The sequence below is a fragment of the Escherichia sp. HH091_1A genome, assembly GCF_030295175.1.
Lineage (GTDB): Bacteria > Pseudomonadota > Gammaproteobacteria > Enterobacterales > Enterobacteriaceae > Escherichia > Escherichia coli_F.
Window position 1 is genome coordinate 3862666 of sequence record NZ_AP025747.1, and the last position, 18620, is coordinate 3881285.

Annotated in this window: 14 protein-coding genes; 11 read left to right on the forward strand and 3 right to left on the reverse strand. The window is 52.1% G+C overall.

Annotated features, from left to right (window positions below):
• Positions 1 to 148: 148 nt before the first annotated feature.
• The 6 genes from ebgA to fadH all read left to right on the forward strand — a co-directional run bounded on the left by ebgA (position 149) and on the right by fadH (position 11097).
• A complete protein-coding gene (ebgA, locus tag QUF14_RS19400) occupies positions 149 to 3241 on the forward strand; it encodes a beta-galactosidase subunit alpha (protein WP_001082913.1) in 3093 nt (1030 codons plus the stop codon).
• Positions 3238 to 3687: a beta-galactosidase subunit beta gene (locus QUF14_RS19405; RefSeq protein ID WP_001219950.1), complete on the forward strand. Its 450-nt coding sequence runs from the start codon at positions 3238 to 3240 to the stop codon at positions 3685 to 3687. The genes ebgA and QUF14_RS19405 overlap by 4 nt, the downstream gene beginning before the upstream one ends.
• A gap of 62 nt (positions 3688 to 3749) precedes the next feature.
• The gene (locus QUF14_RS19410; RefSeq protein WP_001285446.1) at positions 3750 to 5183 is read left to right on the forward strand and encodes an amino acid permease; all 1434 of its coding nucleotides are present in this window, start codon (positions 3750 to 3752) and stop codon (positions 5181 to 5183) included.
• A gap of 133 nt (positions 5184 to 5316) precedes the next feature.
• On the forward strand, positions 5317 to 6387 hold the full coding sequence (gene ygjJ / locus QUF14_RS19415) for a protein YgjJ (RefSeq protein ID WP_000767639.1): 1071 nt from the start codon (positions 5317 to 5319) through the stop codon (positions 6385 to 6387).
• Between the two features lie 16 nt (positions 6388 to 6403).
• A complete protein-coding gene (gene ygjK / locus QUF14_RS19420; protein ID WP_000695523.1) occupies positions 6404 to 8755 on the forward strand; it encodes an alpha-glucosidase in 2352 nt (783 codons plus the stop codon).
• A gap of 323 nt (positions 8756 to 9078) precedes the next feature.
• Positions 9079 to 11097, forward strand: coding sequence for an NADPH-dependent 2,4-dienoyl-CoA reductase (gene fadH, locus QUF14_RS19425; RefSeq protein ID WP_100733924.1), 2019 nt, complete (start codon positions 9079 to 9081; stop codon positions 11095 to 11097).
• Between the two features lie 44 nt (positions 11098 to 11141).
• Here the strand turns inward: fadH and higA are convergent, their stop codons facing one another.
• The 3 genes from higA to rlmG all read right to left on the reverse strand — a co-directional run bounded on the left by higA (position 11142) and on the right by rlmG (position 13233).
• Complete coding sequence (higA, locus tag QUF14_RS19430; protein ID WP_000560267.1) at positions 11142 to 11558, reverse strand: type II toxin-antitoxin system antitoxin HigA; 417 nt, start codon at positions 11556 to 11558, stop codon at positions 11142 to 11144.
• Positions 11555 to 11869: a type II toxin-antitoxin system toxin HigB gene (gene higB, locus QUF14_RS19435; RefSeq protein WP_000550189.1), complete on the reverse strand. Its 315-nt coding sequence runs from the start codon at positions 11867 to 11869 to the stop codon at positions 11555 to 11557. Before higB ends, higA begins: the two co-directional genes overlap by 4 nt.
• Before the next feature lie 227 nt (positions 11870 to 12096).
• A complete protein-coding gene (gene rlmG / locus QUF14_RS19440) occupies positions 12097 to 13233 on the reverse strand; it encodes a 23S rRNA (guanine(1835)-N(2))-methyltransferase RlmG (protein WP_000018674.1) in 1137 nt (378 codons plus the stop codon).
• 84 nt (positions 13234 to 13317) lie between these two features.
• Between rlmG and QUF14_RS19445 the strand changes: the two genes are divergently transcribed.
• The 5 genes from QUF14_RS19445 (at position 13318) to sstT (ending at position 18617) form a co-directional block, all read left to right on the forward strand.
• Complete coding sequence (locus QUF14_RS19445) at positions 13318 to 13821, forward strand: M48 metallopeptidase family protein (protein ID WP_024212170.1); 504 nt, start codon at positions 13318 to 13320, stop codon at positions 13819 to 13821.
• A 76-nt stretch (positions 13822 to 13897) separates the two neighbouring features.
• Positions 13898 to 14590 carry a SanA/YdcF family protein gene (locus QUF14_RS19450; RefSeq protein WP_000942563.1) on the forward strand — a complete coding sequence of 231 codons (693 nt, stop codon included), beginning with the start codon at positions 13898 to 13900 and terminating at the stop codon, positions 14588 to 14590.
• Between the two features lie 78 nt (positions 14591 to 14668).
• Positions 14669 to 15655, forward strand: coding sequence for a Gfo/Idh/MocA family protein (locus QUF14_RS19455; RefSeq protein WP_100733925.1), 987 nt, complete (start codon positions 14669 to 14671; stop codon positions 15653 to 15655).
• A gap of 282 nt (positions 15656 to 15937) precedes the next feature.
• Positions 15938 to 16903, forward strand: a complete 966-nt coding sequence (alx, locus tag QUF14_RS19460) for a TerC family membrane protein Alx (RefSeq protein ID WP_001098830.1) — start codon at positions 15938 to 15940, stop codon at positions 16901 to 16903.
• Between the two features lie 469 nt (positions 16904 to 17372).
• Positions 17373 to 18617, forward strand: a complete 1245-nt coding sequence (gene sstT, locus QUF14_RS19465; RefSeq protein ID WP_000211649.1) for a serine/threonine transporter SstT — start codon at positions 17373 to 17375, stop codon at positions 18615 to 18617.
• Positions 18618 to 18620 lie beyond the last annotated feature (3 nt).

Below are 18620 nucleotides of genomic sequence, written 5' to 3' on the forward strand. Positions count from 1 at the left end.
GGACAGTGCTGCCGTTTATTTTCGTGATCCAGTTAAAGTAAATGCATTTACTCGCTATATTTTAGTAAAAATTTTACTAAACTCCCCAGCAATTACACAAACTACCATCACCATGAATGGTTCCGATTTCTCTCTACCGGGAGGCCCTATGAATCGCTGGGAAAACATTCAGCTCACCCACGAAAACCGACTTGCGCCGCGTGCGTACTTTTTTTCATATGATTCTGTTGCGCAAGCGCGTACCTTTGCCCGCGAAACCAGCAGCCTGTTTCTGCCCTTAAGTGGTCAGTGGAATTTCCACTTTTTTGACCATCCGCTGCAAGTGCCAGAAGCCTTCACCTCTGAGTTAATGGCTGACTGGGGGCATATTACCGTCCCCGCCATGTGGCAAATGGAAGGCCACGGCAAACTGCAATATACCGACGAAGGTTTTCCGTTCCCTATCGATGTGCCGTTTGTTCCCAGCGATAACCCAACCGGTGCCTATCAACGTATTTTCACCCTCAGTGACGGCTGGCAGAGTAAACAGACGCTGATTAAATTTGACGGCGTCGAAACCTATTTTGAAGTCTACGTTAACGGTCAGTATGTGGGTTTCAGCAAGGGCAGTCGCCTGACCGCAGAGTTTGACATCAGCGCAATGGTAAAAACCGGCGACAACCTGTTGTGTGTGCGCGTGATGCAGTGGGCGGACTCCACCTACGTGGAAGACCAGGATATGTGGTGGTCGGCGGGGATCTTCCGCGATGTTTATCTGGTCGGTAAACAACTCACGCATATTAACGATTTCACCGTGCGTACCGACTTTGACGAAGCCTATTGCGATGCCACGCTTTCCTGCGAAGTGGTGCTGGAAAATCTCGCAGCCTCCCCTGTCGTAACGACGCTGGAATATACCCTGTTTGATGGCGAACGCGTGGTGCACAGCAGCACCATTGATCATTTGGCAATTGAAAAACTGACCAGCGCCAGCTTTGCTTTTACTGTCGAACAGCCCCAGCAATGGTCAGCAGAATCCCCTTATCTTTACCATCTGGTCATGACGCTGAAAGACGCCGACGGCAACGTTCTGGAAGTGGTGCCACAACGCGTTGGCTTCCGTGATATCAAAGTGCGCGACGGTCTGTTCTGGATCAATAACCGTTATGTGATGCTGCACGGCGTCAACCGTCACGACAACGATCATCGCAAAGGCCGCGCCGTTGGAATGGATCGCGTCGAGAAAGATCTCCAGTTGATGAAGCAGCACAACATCAACTCCGTGCGTACCGCTCACTACCCGAACGATCCGCGTTTTTACGAACTGTGTGACATCTACGGCCTGTTTGTGATGGCGGAAACCGACGTCGAATCGCACGGCTTTGCTAATGTCGGCGATATCAGCCGTATTACCGACGATCCGCAGTGGGAAAAAGTCTACGTCGAGCGCATTGTTCGCCATATCCACGCGCAGAAAAACCATCCGTCGATCATCATCTGGTCGCTGGGCAATGAATCCGGCTATGGCTGTAACATCCGCGCGATGTACCACGCAGCGAAAGCGCTGGATAACACACGACTGGTGCACTACGAAGAAGATCGCGATGCTGAAGTGGTCGATATTATTTCCACCATGTACACCCGCGTGCCGCTGATGAATGAGTTTGGTGAATATCCGCATCCGAAGCCGCGCATCATCTGTGAATACGCCCATGCGATGGGGAACGGTCCGGGCGGGCTGACGGAGTACCAGAACGTATTCTATAAGCACGATTGCATTCAGGGACATTATGTTTGGGAATGGTGCGACCACGGGATCCAGGCGCAGGATGACAACGGCAATGTCTGGTATAAATTCGGCGGTGACTACGGCGACTATCCCAACAACTATAACTTCTGTCTTGATGGTTTGATCTATTCCGATCAGACGCCGGGGCCGGGACTGAAAGAGTACAAACAGGTTATCGCGCCGGTAAAAATCCACGCGCTGGATCTGACTCGCGGCGAGCTGAAAGTAGAAAATAAACTGTGGTTTACCACGCTTGATGACTACACTCTGCACGCAGAAGTGCGCGCCGAAGGTGAAACACTCGCGACGCAGCAGATTAAACTGCGCGACGTTGCACCGAACAGCGAAGCGCCCTTGCACATTACGCTGCCGCAACTGGATGCCCGTGAAGCGTTCCTCAACATTACAGTGACCAAGGATTCCCGCACCCGCTACAGCGACGCCGGGCACCCTATCGCCACTTATCAGTTCCCGCTGAAGGAAAATACCGCGCAGCCTGTATCTTTCGCGCCAAATAATGCGCGTCCGCTGACGCTGGAAGACGATCGCTTGGGCTGCACCATTCGCGGCTACAACTTCGCGATCACCTTCTCAAAAATGAGTGGCAAACCGACATCCTGGCAGGTGAATGGCGAGTCGCTGCTGACCCGCGAGCCAAAGATCAACTTCTTCAAGCCAATGATCGACAACCACAAGCAGGAGTACGAAGGACTGTGGCAACCGAACCATTTGCAGATTATGCAGGAACATCTGCGCGACTTTGCCGTTGAGCAAAGTGATGATGAAGTGTTGATCATCAGCCGCACGGTTATTGCCCCACCGGTGTTTGACTTCGGGATGCGCTGTACCTACATCTGGCGCATCGCTGCCGATGGTCAGGTTAATGTGGCGCTTTCCGGCGAACGTTACGGCGACTATCCGCACATCATTCCGTGCATCGGTTTCACCATGGGGATTAACGGCGAATACGACCAGGTAGCATATTACGGACGTGGACCGGGCGAAAACTACGCCGACAGCCAGCAGGCTAACATCATTGATATCTGGCGCAGTACCGTCGATGCCATGTTCGAGAACTATCCCTTCCCGCAGAACAACGGCAACCGTCAGCATGTCCGCTGGACGGCACTCACTAATCGCCACGGCAACGGTCTGCTGGTGGTTCCGCAGCGCCCCATTAACTTCAGCGCCTGGCACTACACCCAGGAAAACATCCACGCTGCCCAGCACTGTAACGAACTGCAGCGCAGTGATGACATCACCCTGAATCTTGACCACCAACTGCTTGGCCTCGGCTCTAACTCCTGGGGCAGCGAAGTGCTGGACACCTGGCGCGTCAGGTTCCGTGACTTCAGCTACGGCTTTACGTTGCTGCCAGTTTCTGGCGGAGAAGCTACCGCGCAAAGCCTGGCGTCGTATGAGTTCGGCGCAGGGTTCTTTTCCACGAATTTGCACAGCGAGAATAAGCAATGAGGATCATCGATAACTTAGAACAGTTCCGCCAGATTTACGCCTCTGGCAAAAAGTGGCAACGCTGCGTTGAAGCGATTGAAAATATCGACAACATTCAGCCTGGCGTCGCCCACTCCATCGGTGACTCATTGACTTACCGCGTGGAGACAGACTCCGCGACCGATGCGCTATTTACCGGGCATCGACGCTATTTTGAAGTACATTACTACCTGCAAGGACAACAAAAAATTGAATATGCGCCGAAAGAGACATTACAGGTAGTGGAATATTATCGTGATGAAACTGACCGTGAATATCTAAAAGGCTGCGGAGAAGCCGTTGAGGTCCACGAAGGGCAAATCGTTATTTGTGATATCCATGAAGCGTATCGATTTATCTGTAATAACGCGGTCAAAAAAGTCGTTCTCAAAGTCACCATCGAAGATGGTTATTTCCATAACAAATAACAATTACGGCGGCATAAGGAGTTTGCCGCCACCGCTACCCTACTCATTTTCGGAGATGTGTTATGTCTGATACCAAACGTAATACAATCGGCAAATTCGGCTTGCTCTCGCTGACTTTTGCCGCCGTTTACAGCTTTAACAACGTTATCAATAATAATATTGAGCTTGGACTGGCCTCGGCACCGATGTTTTTCCTCGCGACGATTTTTTATTTTATTCCCTTCTGTCTGATCATCGCAGAATTTGTTTCGTTAAATAAAAACTCGGAAGCCGGTGTCTACGCGTGGGTAAAAAGTTCGCTGGGCGGACGTTGGGCATTTATTACTGCCTATACCTACTGGTTCGTAAACTTGTTCTTTTTCACCTCATTATTGCCGCGCGTTATTGCTTACGCCTCGTATGCTTTCCTCGGCTACGAATATATTATGACACCGGTTGCCACCACCATTATCAGTATGGTGCTGTTCGCCTTCTCCACCTGGGTTTCCACCAACGGGGCGAAAATGCTGGGGCCAATCACCTCCGTCACTTCAACGCTGATGCTGCTGTTAACGCTCTCCTACATTTTACTGGCAGGCACGGCGCTGGTTGGCGGCGTACAGCCTGCCGATCCGATCACCGTTGACGCGATGATCCCTAACTTTAACTGGGCGTTCCTCGGCGTTACTACCTGGATCTTTATGGCCGCAGGTGGCGCGGAATCTGTCGCGGTGTACGTTAACGACGTCAAAGGCGGTTCAAAATCGTTTGTTAAAGTGATCATTCTCGCCGGGATTTTTATCGGTGTACTGTATTCCGTCTCCTCGGTGCTGATTAACGTCTTCGTTAGCAGCAAAGAGTTGAAGTTTACCGGCGGATCGGTGCAGGTATTCCATGGCATGGCGGCGTATTTTGGTCTGCCGGAAGCGTTGATGAATCGCTTTGTTGGCCTGGTGTCCTTTACCGCGATGTTCGGCTCCCTGCTGATGTGGACCGCTACGCCGGTAAAAATTTTCTTCTCCGAAATCCCGGAAGGCATCTTTGGTAAGAAAACCGTCGAACTGAACGAAAACGGCGTTCCGGCGCGCGCGGCATGGATCCAGTTCCTGATTGTCATCCCGCTGATGATTATCCCGATGCTCGGTTCCAATACCGTGCAAGATCTGATGAATACCATTATTAATATGACCGCCGCAGCATCCATGCTTCCACCGTTATTCATCATGTTGGCTTACCTGAATTTACGCGCCAAATTAGATCACCTGCCACGCGATTTCCGTATGGGCTCCCGCCGCACAGGTATTATCGTTGTTTCAATGCTGATTGCGATATTTGCCGTAGGGTTTGTCGCTTCGACATTCCCGACTGGCGCGAATATTCTGACCATCATTTTTTATAACGTCGGCGGTATTGTTATCTTCCTCGGCTTTGCGTGGTGGAAATACAGTAAATATATAAAGGGATTAACGGCTGAAGAGCGCCATATTGAAGCGACGCCAGCCAGCAATGTTGATTAAGCAGAATAATAAAAAATGAGCAGGCATTTTCCCTCTTCCTGGATGGGGAGAGGGAAAATAGTTTCTGCCTTTATATTTTTATAATTACAACGATAAAAGGCTGTACTTTTTCTTTAGCTCATGGATTAACACAATGAAATTAATCACTGCACCATGCAGAGCATTACTTGCTCTGCCGTTTTGCTACGCCTTTTCTGCGGCCGCTGAAGAAGCACGTCCGGCAGAACATGACGACACAAAAACACCCGCAATGACCTCGACATCTTCTCCTTCATTTCGTTTTTACGGCGAATTAGGGGTTGGTGGATATATGGATTTAGAGGGTGAGAATAAACATAAATACAGCGACGGCACCTATATTGAAGGTGGCCTGGAGATGAAGTACGGCTCCTGGTTCGGCCTGATTTACGGCGAAGGCTGGACCGTGCAGGCCGACCACGACGGTAATGCCTGGGTGCCTGACCATAGCTGGGGTGGTTTCGAAGGTGGGATTAACCGTTTCTATGGCGGTTATCGTACCAATGATGGCACCGAAATCATGCTCAGTCTGCGTCAGGATTCCTCGCTGGATGACCTGCAATGGTGGGGCGATTTCACGCCCGATCTGGGCTACGTCATTCCCAATACCCGCGACATTATGACTGCGCTGAAGGTACAGAACTTAACCGGCAACTTTCGTTATAGCGTCACCGCCACACCTGCCGGACATCATGATGAAAGCAAAGCCTGGCTACATTTTGGCAAATACGATCGCTACGACGACGAATACACCTATCCGGCAATGATGAACGGTTACATCCAGTATGACCTTGCCGAAGGCATCACCTGGATGAACGGTCTGGAAATTACCGACGGTACCGGACAACTCTATCTCACTGGCCTGCTTACCCCTAACTTTGCCGCTCGCGCCTGGCACCATACCGGACGCGCCGACGGGCTGGACGTACCGGGAAGTGAAAGTGGGATGATGGTGAGCGCCATGTATGAAGCGTTCAAGGGGATTTATCTCTCTACCGCTTACACGTACGCCAAACATCGCCCTGACCACGCTGACGATGAAACCACCTCTTTCATGCAGTTTGGTATCTGGTACGAATACGGCGGCGGACGTTTCGCAACGGCTTTTGATAGTCGCTTCTACATGAAAAATGCCTCTCACGATCCCAGCGACCAAATCTTCCTGATGCAATATTTCTACTGGTAATAAGGACTGTAATTTCATGAAAATCAAAACTATTTTAACGCCAGTAACCTGCGCTCTGCTGATGAGTTTTTCCGCCCATGCCGCTAACGCCGACAATTATAAAAACGTGATTAACCGTACTGGCGCGCCGCAGTACATGAAGGATTACGATTACGACGATCACCAGCGTTTTAATCCGTTTTTCGATCTCGGATCCTGGCATGGTCATCTGTTGCCAGACGGCCCGAACACCATGGGCGGTTTTCCAGGCGTTGCGCTGCTGACAGAAGAATACATCAACTTTATGGCCAGCAATTTCGACCGCCTGACCGTCTGGCAGGACGGCAAGAAAGTCAATTTCACGCTGGAGGCATACAGTATTCCCGGCGCGCTGGTACAAAAAATGACAGCAAAAGATGTGCAGGTTGAAATGACTCTTCGCTTCGCCACGCCGCGCACGTCACTACTGGAAACCAAAATCACCAGCAATAAACCGCTGGATCTGGTGTGGGACGGCGAACTACTGGAAAAACTGGAAGCGAAAGAAGGGAAACCACTTTCCGATAAAACCATTGCTGGCGAATACCCTGACTATCAGCGCAAAATCAGCGCCACCCGTGATGGCCTGAAAGTCACCTTTGGCAAAGTGCGCGCCACCTGGGATCTGCTGACCTCCGGCGAATCAGAATATCAGGTGCATAAATCCCTGCCGGTGCAGACTGAAATCAACGGTAATCGCTTTACCAGTAAGGCGCATATCAACGGTTCGACGACGCTCTACACCACCTATTCCCATCTGCTGACCGCTCAGGAAGTTAGCAAAGAGGAAATGCAGATCCGCGATATTCTGGCGCGTCCGGCGTTTTATCTCACCGCCTCGCAGCAACGCTGGGAAGAGTATCTGAAGAAAGGGTTAACCAATCCGGATGCGACGCCGGAACAGACGCGCGTCGCGGTGAAAGCGATCGAAACACTCAACGGTAACTGGCGTTCGCCAGGCGGGGCGGTGAAATTTAATACCGTCACACCGTCGGTGACCGGGCGCTGGTTCTCCGGCAATCAGACCTGGCCGTGGGATACCTGGAAGCAGGCGTTTGCGATGGCGCATTTCAATCCGGACATCGCCAAAGAGAATATCCGCGCGGTCTTCTCCTGGCAGATCCAACCTGGCGACACCGTGCGTCCACAGGATGTGGGATTTGTCCCCGACCTGATTGCGTGGAACCTTAGCCCCGAGCGTGGCGGCGATGGCGGCAACTGGAACGAACGCAATACCAAGCCCAGCCTTGCCGCCTGGTCGGTGATGGAAGTGTACAACGTCACCCAGGATAAAACCTGGCTGGCAGAGATGTACCCGAAACTGGTGGCCTATCACGACTGGTGGTTACGTAACCGCGATCATAACGGCAACGGCGTGCCGGAATATGGCGCGACCCGCGATAAAGCCCATAACACCGAGAGCGGCGAGATGCTGTTTACGGTGAAAAAAGGCGATAAAGAAGAGACGCTGTCTGGGCTGAACAACTACGCCCGCGTGGTGGAGAAAGGCCAGTACGACAGTCTGGAAATTCCGGCACAAGTTGCTGCGTCGTGGGAATCGGGCCGTGATGACGCCGCCGTCTTTGGGTTTATCGACAAGGAACAGCTGGATAAATATGTCGCTAACGGCGGCAAACGTAGCGACTGGACGGTGAAATTCGCCGAGAACCGCAGCCAGGACGGAACGTTGCTGGGCTACTCGCTATTGCAGGAGTCGGTGGATCAGGCCAGCTATATGTACAGCGATAACCATTATTTGGCAGAGATGGCAACTATCCTCGGTAAGCCGGCAGAGGCCAAACGCTATCGCCAGTTGGCGCAGCAGCTCGCGGACTACATCAATACCTGTATGTTCGACCCGACCACGCAGTTCTACTATGACGTGCGCATTGAAGATAAACCGCTGGCGAACGGCTGTGCGGGCAAACCGATTGTTGAGCGCGGTAAAGGGCCTGAAGGCTGGTCGCCGCTGTTTAACGGTGCTGCAACGCAGGCCAATGCCGACGCGGTGGTGAAGGTGATGCTGGACACCAAAGAGTTCAACACCTTTGTACCGCTGGGAACGGCGGCGTTAACCAACCCGGCTTTTGGCGCGGATATCTACTGGCGCGGGCGCGTATGGGTAGATCAGTTCTGGTTTGGTCTGAAAGGAATGGAGCGTTACGGTTATCGCGATGATGCCCTGAAACTGGCGGATACGTTCTTCCAGCATGCCAAAGGATTAACCGCCGACGGTCCGATTCAGGAGAATTACAACCCGCTGACTGGCGCGCAGCAAGGCGCACCAAATTTCTCCTGGAGTGCCGCGCATTTGTATATGTTGTATAACGATTTTTTCCGTAAGCAGTAATTTGCAACGGCTGGCGGATGCGGCGTAAACGCCTTATCCGCCCTACATGTGCAATCCCCCTGGTCGGATAAGACGCGGCAAGCATCGCATCCGACATCTGCACCGCGCCACTGGCGGATGCGGCGTGGACGCCTTATCCGCACTACATGTGCGTTCCCCCAGGCCGGATAAGATGCGGCAAGCGTCGCATCCGGCATTACCACCAGCGTATTCTTTTTGATTCCCATCACAAACCCCGCATTCCCCTTTTCCCTTTTCCCCGGCGACGGCTAAATTAGAACTCATCCGACCACATAACAATTATTTTACATACTGGATAATTTATGAGCTACCCGTCGCTGTTTGCCCCGCTTGATTTAGGTTTTACCACGTTAAAAAACCGCGTGTTGATGGGTTCAATGCACACCGGGCTGGAGGAATACCCGGACGGTGCCGAGCGGCTGGCGGCGTTTTATGCTGAACGCGCCCGTCACGGCGTGGCGCTGATCGTTAGCGGCGGTATTGCACCTGATTTAACAGGCGTTGGCATGGAAGGCGGTGCAATGCTCAATGACGTCAGCCAGATCCCGCACCATCGCACCATTACCGAAGCGGTACATCAGGAAGGCGGCAAAATCGCCCTGCAAATTTTGCATACCGGACGCTACAGCTACCAACCGCATCTGGTAGCGCCCTCCGCGTTGCAGGCCCCCATCAACCGTTTCGTTCCTCATGAACTCACCCATGAAGAGATCCTGCGACTGATCGACGATTTCGCCCGCTGCGCGCAACTGGCGCGGGAGGCCGGATACGATGGCGTCGAAGTGATGGGCTCTGAAGGGTATTTGATCAACGAATTTCTGACTCTGCGCACCAACCAGCGTAGCGACCAGTGGGGCGGCGATTACCGCAACCGGATGCGGTTTGCTATTGAAGTGGTACGTGCGGTGCGCGAGCGCGTCGGTAACGACTTCATTATTATCTATCGGCTGTCGATGCTCGACCTGGTAGAAGGCGGCGGGACTTTTACCGAAACGGTAGAACTGGCGCAGGCCATTGAAGCGGCGGGCGCAACCATTATCAACACTGGAATAGGCTGGCATGAAGCGCGGATTCCGACCATCGCCACGCCAGTGCCGCGCGGCGCATTTAGCTGGGTCACACGCAAACTGAAAGGTCACGTCTCATTGCCGCTGGTGACCACCAACCGGATTAACGATCCGCAGGTTGCCGACGATATTCTCTCGCGCGGTGATGCCGATATGGTATCGATGGCGCGACCGTTTCTTGCTGATGCGGAGCTGCTGTCAAAAGCGCAATCGGGGCGAGCCGATGAGATCAACACCTGCATTGGCTGCAATCAGGCCTGTCTCGATCAGATCTTTGTCGGCAAGGTCACCTCGTGTCTGGTGAATCCTCGCGCCTGCCACGAAACCAAAATGCCGATCCTTCCCGCCGTGCAGAAAAAAAATCTGGCGGTGGTCGGCGCAGGTCCGGCGGGGCTGGCGTTTGCCATCAATGCGGCGGCGCGTGGTCATCAGGTAACGTTGTTTGATGCACATAGCGAGATCGGCGGGCAGTTTAATATCGCCAAACAGATCCCCGGCAAAGAGGAATTTTACGAAACATTGCGCTACTACCGCCGGATGATCGAAGTGACTGGCGTGACACTGAAACTTAATCACACCGTGACCGCAGATCAGTTAAAGGCGTTCGATGAAACGATCCTCGCCAGTGGGATCGTACCGCGCATTCCGCCCATCGACGGGATCGATCATCCGAAGGTGTTGAGTTATCTCGACGTACTGCGCGACAAAGCGCCGGTGGGCAACAACGTCGCCATCATTGGTTGTGGTGGGATTGGCTTTGATACAGCGATGTATTTGAGTCAGCCAGGGGAGTCCACCAGCCAGAATATCACCGAGTTTTGTAATGAGTGGGGAATCGACAGTAGCCTGCAACAGGGTGGTGGGTTAAGCCCGCAGGGAATGCAGATCCCCCGTAGCCCGCGACAGATTGTGATGCTTCAACGCAAAGCCAGCAAACCAGGACAAGGGTTAGGCAAAACCACCGGCTGGATCCATCGCACCACCCTGCTCGCGCGCGGCGTGAAAATGATCCCAGGCGTAAGTTACCAGAAGATCGACGATGAAGGGCTGCATGTGGTGATCAACGGCGAACCGCAAATTTTGGCGGTAGATCATGTGGTGATCTGCGCGGGGCAGGAGCCAAACCGCACGCTGGCACAACCGCTCATTGATAGCGGGAAAACCGTGCATTTAATTGGCGGCTGCGATGTGGCTATGGAGCTGGACGCACAACGGGCAATTGCCCAGGGAACACGGTTGGCGCTGGAGATTTAAATCGTTATTTGAAGTGCCGGATGTGACGCATCCGGCACGTCGCGTTAATCAATAAACAAGGCGGGAGAAATGCCGAATCGCGTTGCCAGTTTTTTAGCGTGTTCCAGCGTTAATTTCCTCTTCCCGCTCAAAACGCGTGACACCATCGATTTACTGCCAATTTCCGGCAGATCGGAAAGGGTTAAACCATATTGATCCATAAGGGTACGAATCACAGCTATACCGCCAGGCATGTCTTGAGCCATGGCATTAAATTCAGCAAATTCGGGCGCTGATTCTTCCCACGCGGTTATTTTGGCACACACCAGATCCAGCAAGGGGTTTTCAGGATCGTTGAGCAGCAGATGATCTACCAGTTCCAGCGCCTGGGTGTATTGTTCCTCGTTCTGAATACCCGCCAAAAAAGGTGCCACAGCAGTTAGCTTTTCTCCTGCTTGCAAGATGTCGGCAATCGCAATCATTTTTTCCCCTTAGTACGATGAACGGCGGTAAAGAAATCGTATTCTTTATGCGTCATAACTTCACGTATGTAGCACTTTTGCGATTCAAAAAAGACCATTGCTACAACACGTAATTCATTGCCCCCGACATTGAAAACATAATGCTTATCCAGATATTTGAAGTTATCCAGAGAAGGGAATACTGCTTTTAATGACTCAGGTTTTTTGAAATATCCCTTAGCAATCGTGTTCCCCAGAGCCACCAACTCCGTTTTATGTTGCGGGTATTTTTCCGCAGCATCTTTCAATGCTTTTTGAGTTATCAGGTGCATTCTTCATCACGTCCGTTGACAAATTGGCAACATGATAACATCCGTTGACAGATTGGCAACGGATGAATTTATCTGTGTGACGGAAGAATAAACGTAGAAAAACGCTAAACAAGAGAATGTAGAGGATGGTGACAGGGATTTTTTGTTTTATGGAAGCGCGATTCCAGAACTGGGCAGACATTGCCGGATAAGGCGTTTACGCCGCATCCGGCAGGTAGCTGTCAATCTTACCGACGACGCCCCAGCTTCACCGCTTTCAGCACCACAAATTTATTATTGGTGGCAATGGTGGTGCAGTTGCCAAAAATTTTCTTCAGTTTATGGAAGTAATCCAGGTGACGGTTGGCAACGATATACAGCTCGCCGTTGATTTTCAGGCAGCGGCGCGCGTGGTGGAACATTTCCCAGGCAACGTTATCGGTCAGTGCATGTTGCTGGTGAAACGGCGGGTTGCAGAGCACAGCATTAAAGCGGAACGGCTCCACGCCGGAGAGCGCGTTGTTGATCATAAACTCGCAGCGATCCAACGCCTCTGGCATGTTGGTTTCAACATTCAAATGGCTGGAAGCAACCGCCATCGGTGATTCATCGACAAACACCACTTTCGCCTGCGGGTTTTTATCAAGCAGCGTCAGGCCAATAACGCCGTTACCACAACCGAGATCGACAACCTCACCCTCGAGATTCTCTGGCAGATGCTGCATAAAGAAGCGCGCGCCAATATCAAGCCCGGTGCGTGAGAAGACATTCGCATGGTTGTGGATAGTCCAGTCAGTACCCTCCAGCTTCCAGCTAACGGTCTGCGGTGCATCAACCAGCGGCGGCTCGTTGAAAGTGCAGTTAATCAGGCGCGCTTTCTTCCATGCCAGCGTGGTGGTGGTCGGGCCGAGCACTTTTTCGAACAGTTCCAGCGTGGAGGTGTGAATGTCACGGGCTTTAGCACCGGCAATAATACGTGTATCCGGCGTGACTACTTTGCGCAATGCGCGCAGTTGCTGTTCCAGCAATGCCAGTGTTTTCGGCACTTTGATCAGCACCACGCCCGGCTGTTGCGGGTAGTCAGCGGTGCTGTCGAGAAACTTCACGCTCGATTCATCAATCCCGTTGAGGCGTAAATTCTCGCGCGTCGCCAGTTCGCTGATGTATGAGTCGCCAATGCTGTACGGCTTATGTTCCGCCAGCGCACAACTTAACGCCCCAAAGGCATCATTCAGGATTAACACCGGGCCGCGGATTTCTGTGTCGTCCAACTGTTGCAGCAAATATTCATCTGCCGCTTCCCACGCCTGTAGCGGGTTAACGTCATCCGTCGCCGGAAAACGTTGTAGTGTCAGTGAACGGAAACCGTTGTCTAAGTGGCTCATCGGCCCTCCTGAATGATAAAATTTCGACGTTGCCCCTGAAAAGGGTGCGTGAGTATACCCTTTTTCTCTTTTTCGTGGGCGGTTATGAGCAATCTTACTTATCTTCAGGGTTATCCCGAACAGTTGCTTTCCCAGGTGCGCACGCTGATTAATGAACAGCGTCTGGGCGATGTGCTGGCAAAACGCTATCCAGGAACGCACGACTACGCCACCGATAAAGCCCTCTGGCAATATACTCAGGATCTGAAGAATCAGTTTCTGCGCAATGCCCCGCCGATCAATAAAGTGATGTATGACAACAAGATCCATGTGCTGAAAAACGCGCTCGGGTTACATACCGCTGTTTCGCGTGTGCAGGGCGGCAAGCTGAAAGCAAAAGCAGAGATCCGCATCGCTACCGTGTTTCGCAACGCGCCGGAACCGTTTTTGCGCATGATCGTGGTGCACGAGTTGGCGCACCTGAAGGAGAAAGAGCACAACAAAGCGTTTTACCAGTTGTGCTGTCATATGGAACCGCAGTACCACCAGCTTGAGTTCGACACCCGGCTGTGGCTAACGCAGTTGTCGCTTGGGCAGGACAAAATCTGAAAATGATGTCAGGCGTTATCTTTTCTTCCTTTAGCGCCTAAAATCGACCTCCCCCCTTTCGTTAAGGATAACGACCATGCTGCGCGCCTTTGCCCGCCTTCTTCTCCGTATTTGTTTTTCTCGCCGGACTCTAAAGCTTGGCTGTTTATTGTTGCTTATAGCAGGAGCGACCATTTTTATTGCCGATCGCGTTATGGTCAACGCCAGCAAGCAGCTGACCTGGAGCGATGTCAACGCCGTTCCGGCGCGTAACGTGGGTTTATTGCTGGGGGCGAGGCCGGGTAATCGCTACTTTACCCGACGTATTGATACCGCAGCAGAGTTGTACCACGCCGGAAAAGTGAAATGGCTACTAGTGAGCGGCGATAACGGACGTAAAAATTACGATGAAGCCTCAGGCATGCAGCAGGCTTTGATCGCTAAAGGCGTACCCGCAAAAGTCATCTTCTGCGACTATGCCGGATTCTCAACGCTTGATTCGGTGGTGCGTGCCAAAAAGGTGTTTGGTGAAAGCCATATCACTATTATTTCGCAAGAATTTCATAACCAACGCGCCATCTGGCTGGCAAAACAGTACGGCATCGATGCCATCGGGTTTAACGCACCAGACCTGAATATGAAACATGGTTTTTATACTCAGTTGCGGGAGAAACTCGCTCGCGTCAGCGCAGTGATTGACGCGAAAATCCTCCATCGACAGCCGAAATATCTCGGGCCGTCGGTCATGATTGGGCCGTTTAGCGAGCATGGCTGTCCGGCGAAAGAATAATGCGTATCTGCGCACGTCGAAGATGAAAAAGGCGTGCTACATTGACGGCAGAATCCCTTTATGGAGTATCCACGCGTTATGATACGTTTCGCTGTGATTGGCACGAACTGGATCACCCGCCAGTTCGTCGAGGCCGCCCATGAGAGCGGTAAATACAAGTTAACCGCTGTCTATTCCCGCAGCCTTGAACAGGCCCAGCACTTCGCCAATGATTTTTCTGTCGAGCATCTGTTTACATCGCTGGAAGCGATGGCAGAAAGCGATACCATTGACGCGGTGTATATTGCCAGCCCGAATGCCCTGCATTTTTCCCAGACACAACTTTTCCTTAGCCATAAAATTCATGTGATTTGCGAGAAACCGCTGGCGTCGAATCTGGCGGAAGTGGATGCCGCCATTGCCTGTGCGCGGGAAAATCAGGTGGTGCTGTTTGAGGCATTTAAAACCGCCAGCCTGCCGAATTTCCATTTGTTACGCCAGGTACTGCCGAAAGTTGGCAAATTGCGTAAAGTCTTTTTCAACTATTGCCAATATTCCTCGCGATATCAACGTTATCTGGACGGCGAGAATCCCAACACCTTCAATCCGGCATTCTCCAACGGTTCAATTATGGATATCGGCTTTTACTGTCTGGCGTCGGCGGTGGCGTTATTTGGTGAACCGAAAAGCGTGCAGGCAACCGCCAGTTTGCTGGCAAGTGGTGTGGATGCCCACGGCGTGGTGGTGATGGATTACGGTGATTTCAGCGTTACCTTGCAGCACTCAAAGGTCAGTGATTCTGTGCTGGCAAGTGAGATTCAGGGCGAAGCGGGATCGCTGGTGATTGAAAAACTGTCTGAATGCCAGAAAGTTTGCTATGTGCCGCGCGGCAGCCAGATGCAGGATCTTACCCAACCGCAGCATATTAATACCATGCTGTACGAAGCAGAGCTGTTCGCTACCCTGGTGGATGAACATCTGGTAGATCATCCAGGGCTGGCGGTCAGTCGTATCACCGCCAGGCTGCTGACCGAGATCCGCCGCCAGACCGGGGTGATTTTTCCGGCAGATAGCGTAAAACTATAATAGCCAAAGTAAAACAGTGTAAAAGGGATGTAACAGACCATTGACTGACCGAATGGTCTGTCATACTTTGTTACCTGCAAAGGGGAGTAACTTCATTGCCGGTCGATCGTCATTACGATGTGTGAAAAACCACATCCGGTCACCGGGCAACCCGAAAGGAATACGCAGACGTATTCCTTTTTTGTTGTAAGTGAGACCTTGCCGGAAGGCGAGGTCTATGCATAAAAAGCAGCGGCTGACGTCTTCCGACGTTGGCCGTTTTTTTATGTGTAAGGAACTTCTATGAATACTGTCGGCACGCCGTTGCTATGGGGCGGATTCGCTGTTGTTGTCGTCATTATGCTGGCTATCGACCTGTTGTTGCAGGGGCGTCGCGGGGCACATGCCATGACCATGAAACAGGCTGCGGCCTGGTCGCTGGTCTGGGTGACACTGTCGTTATTGTTTAATGCCGCTTTCTGGTGGTATCTGGCGCAGACACAGGGGCGCGAAGTCGCGGACCCTCAGGCATTGGCCTTCCTCACGGGTTATCTGATTGAGAAATCACTGGCGGTCGATAACGTCTTCGTCTGGCTGATGTTGTTCAGCTATTTCTCTGTTCCGGCGGCATTACAACGCCGCGTGCTCGTGTATGGCGTACTCGGGGCGATTGTTCTGCGTACCATCATGATCTTCACTGGCAGCTGGCTGATTTCGCAGTTCGACTGGATCCTGTATATCTTCGGTGCCTTCCTGCTGTTTACTGGCGTGAAGATGGCGCTGGCTCATGAAGATGAATCAGGTATTGGTGACAAGCCGCTGGTGCGCTGGCTGCGCGGTCATTTGCGCATGACCGACACCATCGACAACGAGCATTTCTTTGTGCGTAAGAATGGTTTGTTGTATGCCACGCCGCTGATGCTGGTACTGATTCTGGTGGAGTTGAGCGACGTGATTTTCGCCGTGGATAGCATTCCGGCTATCTTCGCCGTGACCACCGATCCGTTTATTGTGCTGACCTCAAACCTGTTTGCGATCCTCGGCCTGCGTGCGATGTATTTCCTGCTGGCGGGCGTAGCAGAACGTTTCTCGATGCTCAAATATGGTCTGGCGGTGATTCTGGTGTTTATCGGTATCAAGATGCTGATTGTCGATTTCTACCATATTCCGATCGCCGTTTCGCTGGGCGTGGTGTTTGGCATTCTGGTGATGACGTTTATTATCAACGCCTGGGTGAATTATCGGCATGATAAGCAGCGGGTGGGATAATTCGCTGTATATTAAGCCACTACGGGTGATAACTCATTCCAGACAAAGATGAGCGATTAAGTATGTAACCGACTTATAGCTCTTTACAAAAAGATCGCTTGGGTGTTAGTGGCGTCAAAATCACCGAAGCGTTCCCTGCAGGCCGGGGCAGCGGCGATTGGCCGCTCCCTGCGCCAGTGACTTTATGTGGCATCGTACATCACAGGAGCGCAACAGTTCTCATATGCCAAATAGTTTTGCCCATATGTTATCTAATCAGCCTTAGTAGCCAGTCCTTCCCTCTGTTTATGTCAAATAAATGTAACCATTAAGTTGCAAAATATGACCTCTCTTTAAAATCCAGCATTTTTCGCTTCCCGAAGCTGCAACTTTCCTTATACTCGACCTTGCAAACACTTTGTTACATCCTGAAAGATGCGTCGACAGAACGCACCAGGGATGTGCGACAACACAATGAAAGGATCGAAAAATGACTACGCAACGTTCACCGGGGCTATTCCGGCGTCTGGCTCATGGCAGCCTGGTAAAACAAATCCTGGTCGGCCTTGTTCTGGGGATTCTTCTGGCATGGATCTCAAAACCGGCTGCTGAAGCTGTCGGTCTGTTAGGTACTTTGTTCGTTGGTGCCCTGAAAGCTGTAGCGCCGATTCTGGTGCTGATGCTGGTAATGGCATCTATTGCTAACCACCAGCACGGGCAGAAAACCAATATCCGTCCTATTTTGTTCCTCTATCTGCTGGGCACCTTCTCTGCTGCTCTGGCCGCGGTAGTCTTCAGCTTTGCCTTCCCTTCTACCCTGCACTTGTCCAGTAGCGCGGGTGATATTTCGCCACCGTCAGGCATTGTAGAAGTGATGCGTGGGCTGGTAATGAGCATGGTTTCCAACCCCATCGACGCGTTGCTGAAAGGTAACTACATCGGGATTCTGGTGTGGGCAATTGGCCTCGGTTTCGCACTGCGTCACGGTAACGAAACCACTAAAAACCTGGTCAATGATATGTCGAACGCCGTTACCTTTATGGTGAAACTGGTGATTCGTTTCGCACCAATCGGTATTTTTGGTCTGGTAGCTTCAACGCTGGCAACCACCGGTTTCTCCACCCTGTGGGGCTACGCGCAACTGCTGGTGGTGCTGGTTGGCTGTATGTTGCTGGTGGCGCTGGTGGTTAACCCATTGCTGGTGTGGTGGAAAATTCGTCGTAACCCGTTCCCGCTGGTGCTGCTGTGCCTGCGCGAAAGCGGCGTGTACGCCTTCTTCACCCGCAGCTCTGCGGCGAACATTCCGGTGAATATGGCGCTGTGTGAAAAGCTGAATCTGGATCGTGATACCTATTCCGTTTCTATTCCGCTGGGTGCAACGATCAATATGGCGGGCGCAGCAATCACCATTACCGTGTTGACGCTGGCTGCGGTTAATACGCTGGGTATTCCGGTGGATCTGCCCACAGCGCTGCTGTTGAGCGTAGTGGCTTCTCTGTGTGCCTGTGGTGCATCCGGCGTGGCGGGGGGGTCTTTGCTGCTGATCCCACTGGCCTGTAATATGTTCGGTATTTCGAACGATATCGCCATGCAGGTGGTTGCCGTCGGCTTTATCATCGGCGTATTGCAGGACTCTTGCGAAACCGCGCTGAACTCTTCAACTGACGTGCTGTTCACTGCGGCAGCTTGCCAGGCAGAAGACGATCGTCTGGCAAATAGCGCCCTGCGTAACTAATAC